The 3,786-nt window shown below is 37.1% G+C and carries 4 protein-coding genes; 2 read left to right on the top strand and 2 right to left on the bottom strand.

Annotated features, from left to right (window positions below; all coding sequences use genetic code 11):
- Positions 1–77: 77 nt before the first annotated feature.
- Together P20480_RS12080 and P20480_RS12085 are read right to left on the bottom strand one after the other, a co-directional pair.
- The gene (locus tag P20480_RS12080) at positions 78–293 is read right to left on the bottom strand and encodes a DUF3820 family protein (RefSeq protein ID WP_006793920.1); all 216 of its coding nucleotides are present in this window, start codon (positions 291–293) and stop codon (positions 78–80) included.
- Positions 294–621: 328 nt separating this feature from the next.
- Complete coding sequence (locus P20480_RS12085) at positions 622–2,199, bottom strand: cation:proton antiporter family protein (protein ID WP_008128460.1); 1,578 nt, start codon at positions 2,197–2,199, stop codon at positions 622–624.
- Between the two features lie 267 nt (positions 2,200–2,466).
- Here P20480_RS12085 and P20480_RS12090 point away from each other — a divergent pair, with 267 nt between their 5' ends.
- Positions 2,467–3,210: a sporulation protein gene (locus P20480_RS12090; protein WP_008128459.1), complete on the top strand. Its 744-nt coding sequence runs from the start codon at positions 2,467–2,469 to the stop codon at positions 3,208–3,210.
- A 101-nt stretch (positions 3,211–3,311) separates the two neighbouring features.
- Complete coding sequence (locus tag P20480_RS12095; protein ID WP_008128456.1) at positions 3,312–3,764, top strand: GNAT family N-acetyltransferase; 453 nt, start codon at positions 3,312–3,314, stop codon at positions 3,762–3,764.
- The last annotated feature ends 22 nt before the right edge of the window (positions 3,765–3,786 follow it).

The raw sequence follows: 3,786 nt of genomic DNA, 5'->3' as shown, positions 1-3,786 counted from the left end.
TTTTTTTGTGGTTAAAACCAAAATCAACAAGTAGCAATTAAATAGACCGCCAATTTATAAAATAGTTTCGTAAAATTTTATTTTTTTTCTAGCAATGGCATAAGCATTTGCTCTAAGCCATTTAGCTTAACCTCGTACATCATAGCTAACTGACTGCCTAGTTTTGAATCAGGAAAACCTTGCTGTTTAAACCAAACTAAGTAAGGTTCGGGAAGTAATAATAATGGACGACCTGAATATTTTCCAAACGGCATTTTAGTGTTTATGGCAATTTTTAATTGTTCCGGATCCATAGGTTTGCTTTTAAGTGTATCAATGGGGTTAGTGTAAGGTATTTTAGAGTAATAAAATAGGCTGTGACGGGCAAGAAACAGCCTATTGAGTGAGGGAGTAGGCCCTCTGATTTAAGAATTTTTGTTGGTGTAAAAAGCCCGACACAACTTTTGTTAGCTGGAGTCTAACTAGGTTGTATTTAACATGGGTTATATTTAACCAACGAAGACAGTTTACCTGTTTTTTGCAGACGTGGTGCATGCACTTGTAAAGGAATGTAAATACAATTGCTTTTTATTTATTTACTCATGAAAAAAATTGTTTTTGTGCCTTTACACATAGTAAATACTATTTTTCACCAAACAATTCTTGTTTTACATGTTCAGCAAAACCACTACCGGCTTCTAAGTAAAAGTTATACGTTGAGTGCACACCCATACTTTCAAGCTCTTTTTGTTGATCTGGGTAGTTTGCAATTGCAGTAACTTGCCCTGTGTAACCTGACGCTTGAAGCTGCTCTAATGCAAAAATGTTCTGCATGTGTTTTGGCATTGCTAACATGACCATTTCAACGTGAGAGTGGTTTACACGTTGCCAAAAGTCAGGGTCGGTAGCGTCTGCAATCAGTACTTTACGGCCTCTACTTATATGTTTATCGACAACTTCGGGTTTTATATCTATACCCGCTACTAAATTGGGGTGAGTCATATTGATAGTTTCATAAGCACCGGTGCCAATACGGCCCATACCAAAAATAACAATTTTTGTATCATTAAGGTTTACTGGTAATTCTTCGGCTAGGCGTGTTTTGCTTTCAAACTTTACTAACCAGCTTTCTACTTTTACATATAATTCATTAGAGCGTTTGTTAAGGGGTGAGGCAATAACAAAGGTAATAGATACCGCAATAGCCATAACGGCTAACCATTCAGGGGTAATAATACCTGTTGAAGCTGCAACAGCACATACAATCAAGCCAAATTCACTGTAGTTAGATAAGGTAAATGCGGTAAGTAGCGAGGTACGTGCACGTAGTTTAAACGCATTCGTGAACACATAATAAAGAATAACTTTAACAGGGAGTACAAAAATAAGCACAATGGCAATGATAAGCGAATCAACTGTTAGTTCAGCATTTAAACCAATGCTTAAGAAAAAACCGACAAGTAAAATATCTTTTAAGTTGAGTAAGGATTTTGATAGCTCGCCCGCTTTTTTATGTGGGGCAAACATCATACCTATGATCAGCGCACCCAAATCACCTTTAAGGCCTGCAAATTCAAATGCGTTATAACCAGCAACAAGCGCAAAAAAGAAACCAAATAAAGGAAGCAGTTCACCATGCTTAGAACGGTTGAGCATAAAATACATAATAGGGCGTATTAAAGGCAAGGCAATAATAATAGCTAGCGCCCAAATGTTCGGTACTTTTCCTGTACTAATAGCTAAAAATATAACCGCAAAAATATCTTGCATTACAAGTATACCAATAGCGATTTTACCGTGTAGGCTGGCCATTTCACCGCGCTCTTCTAATACTTTTACCGCAAATACAGTGCTTGAAAAGCTAAGAGCAAAGCCGACCAACAAGGCACTTTGCCAACTTAAGTCAACAAAAAGGGGCAGGGCAAACACACCTAATAACAACATGAAACCGCTAAAAATAGCGCTACTAAATATAATATGAAGGGAAGCAGGTGCCCACACTTGGGGTTTTATTAAGCTTTTTACTTTAAGTTTTAAGCCAATACTGAACAGCAACAAAGTAACGCCCAATGCGGCGATTGTATCAAGTAATTCTGTACTTTTATAACCAGCTAGATTAAGCGCAAAGCCCGCCAGCAAAAAGCCAATAAGAGGGGGAAGTTTTAATTGATAAATGGCAAAACCACACACAAATGCGGTAGCAAAGTAGATTAGTTCCATAATACTTAAAATTACATCATTTGGTACTGCAGTGTAGCTAAAAACAGCGATTAATGAAAATTAAATATACCACTTGAGCTTTGTTTATTTAGTCGCTTTTAACATCTTGCTTGGATGATAAATGCACAAATTATGCGTATTTAACCCTTAAAAGCATTTAAATCCTACTTTTAAACTGACAACGGCTTTTAATTATGGTTAAGATGAGATAACGAAGACGTTTAAGTTAGGGCATATTTAAGAGCGGCTCAGCTTAAGGAGAATTATATGTTTAAAAAGATTTTAGCATCAGTAGGTATTGGTGCAGCAAAAGTTGACACTATTTTAGAGACTGAACATCTGCAACCAGGTCAACTTTTTAACGCTAATATTGTCATTACAGCAGGTGACGTTAGCCAAGAAATTGCAGGCTTAGATTTATTACTAATGACCCGTGTTAAAGTGGCTGGTGATGAAGGTGATTATTTTACTAATCATGTAATTGATCAATGGCGAATTACAGATATAGGTAAGTTGGAACCCGGTGACGTAAAAAGCATACCTTTTGAAGCGCGTTTGCATTCAGAAACACCGATCACTGAAATTAACGCAGGTTACAACCAGTCCCATGTTTGGATAGAAACCGGATTAGATATTGACTTAGCATTAGATCCAACAGATAAAGACCATCTTCATATTTATCCAAATGAAGCAGTGAAAACGTGTATGCAGGCAATGGATAAATTAGGGTTTAGTTTATCTAAAGCTGATGTTGAAAAAGGTTTTTTACGTGCCTCTACGTTTGCTTCTGTTTCAGGTTGTTACCAAGAGCTTGAATATAAACCTAACAGCAGAAGCTTATTTGGAATTCAAGAAATCGAGTTGTCATTTGTACCAGAAGCCCACAAAACTCACGTTTTAATTGAGCTTGACCGTGCATTTAGAGGCGATGGGTATATTGATGTTACCATTGAACATGACCATGTAAACTTGTCTCAGTTATGTGATCAGTTAGAGCGTTTATTCGCTTGATACTTTTTTACACTATACAGCGATGAATGTAATTTTATTTTCATTTCGTACTATAGCGATACTAAACCCAGCTTCAGCTGGGTTTTTGTTTAAGGATTACCATGCATTTTAACTGTGAACCATTTGATAAACTGACCCCTCATACCTTGTTTTTAATTATGAAAGGGCGCGTAGACGTATTTGTTGTAGAGCAAAAGTGCCCTTACCCTGAGCTGGATGATGTTGATACTTCTGAAACTACTCAGCATATTTATACGTTAGATAATATGCAGTTAATGGGCTACGCCCGTTGTTATGAAAAAAACGGACAGTACAGCGCAATTGGACGTGTTCTAGTTAGTGAGCATCACAGAGGAAAGGGGATCGCTAGTAAATTGGTTGAACAGGCAATAGCGTGTTGTAAAACGCATTGGCCTGAACGGGACATAGTTATCGGTGCGCAAACCTATTTACTGGACTTTTATGAGTCATTTGGTTTTAAGTGTACAGGGGATGCATATTTAGAGGACGGTATACCGCATCAAGATATGGTACTAAAAATTAACAACGGCTAGTTAAATTGATAATCATATAAAA

The sequence above is a fragment of the Pseudoalteromonas sp. BSi20480 genome (assembly GCF_000241365.1).
Classification (GTDB): domain Bacteria; phylum Pseudomonadota; class Gammaproteobacteria; order Enterobacterales; family Alteromonadaceae; genus Pseudoalteromonas; species Pseudoalteromonas marina.
This window is presented reverse-complemented; position numbering and strand designations above follow the sequence as displayed.

Excerpts from the sequence above, each read along its gene's own strand:
- P20480_RS12080 (WP_006793920.1), bottom strand. The coding sequence starts at position 293 with ATGGATCCGGAACAATTAAAAATTGCCATAAACACTAAAATGCCGTTT.
- P20480_RS12085 (WP_008128460.1), bottom strand. The coding sequence starts at position 2,199 with ATGGAACTAATCTACTTTGCTACCGCATTTGTGTGTGGTTTTGCCATT.
- P20480_RS12090 (WP_008128459.1), top strand. The coding sequence starts at position 2,467 with ATGTTTAAAAAGATTTTAGCATCAGTAGGTATTGGTGCAGCAAAAGTT.
- P20480_RS12095 (WP_008128456.1), top strand. The coding sequence starts at position 3,312 with ATGCATTTTAACTGTGAACCATTTGATAAACTGACCCCTCATACCTTG.